General features: G+C 61.5%; 2 protein-coding genes and 1 pseudogene. 2 read left to right on the top strand and 1 reads right to left on the bottom strand.

Annotation, left to right across the window (positions count from 1 at the left end):
• Window positions 1-144 precede the first annotated feature (144 nt).
• A complete protein-coding gene (gene mobI, locus RUW20_RS03975) occupies window positions 145-627 on the bottom strand; it encodes a conjugative transfer protein MobI(A/C) (protein WP_313950899.1) in 483 nt (160 codons plus the stop codon).
• A gap of 888 nt (window positions 628-1,515) precedes the next feature.
• On the opposite strand from mobI, the gene RUW20_RS03970 reads away from it, so the two are divergent.
• Together RUW20_RS03970 and RUW20_RS03965 are read left to right on the top strand one after the other, a co-directional pair.
• Entirely contained in the window at window positions 1,516-2,235 is a 720-nt protein-coding gene (locus tag RUW20_RS03970) for a response regulator transcription factor (RefSeq protein WP_291986715.1), read from the top strand.
• A gap of 75 nt (window positions 2,236-2,310) precedes the next feature.
• Window positions 2,311-2,897 (top strand): annotated as a pseudogene (locus RUW20_RS03965) (sensor histidine kinase); the annotation flags it as partial.

Below are 2,897 nucleotides of genomic sequence, written 5' to 3'. Positions count from 1 at the left end.
CTTGCTCGCGCTCGGCATCCTCGATGCGTTGGCAAACGTCGGCGAGGGAAATCTCCGTCAGCGTGATGTCCGCGGTCAGCGAGGCCAGCATCCCGAGATCGAACTGATCGGTCACCAAATAGCGAGGGGGTTTGTTCATGACGCCTACTCCTTCCGCTCGCCCTGCGACTGCGTCGGCACCTTCGCAAACCGCTCCAGGCGCCCCAGCGTCACGAGCATGTCGGCAAGGTAATGCGCCTGACGACGATACTCGCTGGCCTCGCTCTCTACGGCAGTGACCAGGTCATCGTCCCACCCCGAGGTGTGTCGAAGCAGGTCCTCCATGCGGTAGCCGAACACTTGTGCATCCCGGCGCCGACTGTTGTTGCGCTTCGGAATGTACGTTCGGCGCGCCTCGCGACCTTGAGCCTTCCTGCCGTACCAATTGACCAGGTACCACTCGAGGGAGAGCGCATTGCCCCGCTGCCGAACCCGAAACTGCAACGTGTTCTTCTGACTCCAGTCCTTGCCGGTGTTCGCCTCCACGACTTCCTGCAGGTAGCGATTACCCAGGTCTTTGGCCTGCTCGAACACGTCTTTCAGCTGAGCTTGCAGCAGTGCTCGTACGTCCCTGATCCGGTCTTCCATCGGTAGTCCGTGCCCCCTTTTAAAGATAAGGATTCGCCACCCCACCAATCCTTATGAAAAATCGGCCAAAACGCCGACACCCGGATAGCGCAAAACCCTCGTTGTGACCGAAGCCAAGCGCCCTTCCCGGTTACCAAGGACGGCCATTTCGCCTATTTGGCCGGCTTCCGGGCCTCGCAGGACGTCGCCCAGGGGGTAATTCCAGGCCAATGAGCAGGCTTTTTCTTCCATAAGGCTGCAGCCCAACCAATCCTTATGTAATAGGGCATGGTGGGTGCAATCGTAGGCACCAGCCGCCTCCCCTTGCGGCCGAGATGCGTCCTTCCCGGTCGCATTTCGAACCTGATACCGAGCACGCTCGCTTCGCATGCGCTCAGGTGCTCTGGCGGTGCACAGATCGTGGTCAAAAATGCTCAAAACCCCAGAGGTATCGCTGCAGGGTTCCTGCGGTACCACTGCCCCGTTTCGCTGCCCCATCCCGAACGCGCTGATCAACGATAGAGGCCATCTGCCGGCCCGAGAGACGGCAACGGCCGGCGTTGCCGGGATATGAAGCGGGATGATGACGAGGTTCCTCAGACGATCCGACATGGTGGCTCCCTTCCCTGTCATGCGTTTCCGTGGCGTGGGTTCTTGACCCTCTTTCGGCGCCATGATCCAGCTGCCCGCCGTTTGCTCATGACCACCATGGTGCCGGACATGCGGTGGAGGATTCCATGCCGCCACCGGGCGACTTCGGTAGTCAGCCCAACCCGTTTCTTCCGCAACATTCGCGCTTCTTCCGACGCGTGAACAAACCGTCACACGTGTGAAGAAACCTTCACACGACGGCGGTGCTTTCTCCGTCAAAAATAGCGATACTTCTGGAAAAGAGGATCGGAGCGCCCCATGTTCAAAGTGGCCGTCATCGAAGACGACATTCCCACCAGCAATCAACTCAAGGAATGGATTCTTTCCGCGCACCCGGGCATCACCGTGGAGCAGTGGTTCACCCGCGACGATGCGGAAGCCGCCCTGGCTCGCGTGCAATACGACCTGGTGGTGCTGGATATCGAACTGGGGCGGGAGCGTCACGCGGGTGTTGCGATCATCAACGCCATCAACAAGCGCACCAGCGGTACACCGGTGCTGGTGGTCTCGGCGATGCCCGCCACCATCTACCGCGGCATCATGAAGGCACTGGATGCCTGGGATTACTTGCAGAAGGCCACCTTCGAGGAAGCCGAGTTCATCGATACCTTCCTGGAAATCCTGCGCGCCGTCCGACAGCGTGCAAGCGTCAAGCCGCCCTTGGCTGCCAGCGACGAACTCTCCATTGACCCCCTGCGGCAGAGCACACCCCTGTGGCGGGGACAACGAATCAACCTGCCACTGACCGCCCAGCGCATCCTCGCCGCGCTCTACGAGAAACGGGGCGAAGTGGTCTCTTACGAAGAACTGTCCCAGGTGGTCAAGAGCGGCCGGAGTCGGGACAACATCCGTAAACACATCAGCAGCATCCGTGAGGCTTTCCGCGAACTGGACGAGGCGTTCGACCGTATCGAGAACATCCCCATGCGCGGCTTCCGATGGTCCGACCCGATCTCCACCGGCGCAAGCGATCGGTAAGCGGGCGATGGACAGCAGCGTGTTCCTCCGCGGCGCTCCGGTGCATCGCTACGCCTCTTCGGTGAGGTCGCCGGAATGAAACCGCTGGCCTGGCTGGCGTCGTTCCGGCTGCGCATTCTCTTTCGGACGTCCTTCCTGCTGCTCGCGCTGGCCGTCGTGGCCATGGCAGTCGCAGTGCTGCAGGAGGAAAAGCAGCGCAGTTACGACAACTATCAGGCGAGCTTCGCCAAGACCAAGGAACAGATCGTCGCCCGCCTGCGCCACCCGGCTGGCCAGTTGGCACTTCTCAACCCGCCGCGCGGCGACGGTCCCGTGACACCGCTACGCCCGGTGATGCTGCCCTTCTCGGCCATCGATTTCGACGACCAGGGCAAGGTCCGCCATGCCGTGGAAATGGCTGGTTGCCTGGTCCAGTACAAGAACTACGGCAGCCTGTGCGTGGCGATTGCCAACAACCCCTGGGCCGGCGGCTTCATCTATGCGGCGGGCACTTTTGTCAGCAGCACGCTGCTGCCTCACCGCATCGGTAACGAGTTCCTCGATGGCGCTCACCGCCTGCGGGTAATGGTCAGCCTGCGTGGACAGACGTACCGCTGGCTCGCACCCTTCGAAGTCCCGAGCCGTGACGAGCGTCGACGAGCGTCGGGGATGCGGGGTCGTTT

Origin of the sequence: Accumulibacter sp. (assembly GCF_032229525.1) — a bacterium.
Lineage (GTDB): Bacteria > Pseudomonadota > Gammaproteobacteria > Burkholderiales > Rhodocyclaceae > Accumulibacter.
Note: the sequence above shows the minus strand (reverse complement) of the source record. Positions and strands in the feature narration are given on the sequence as shown.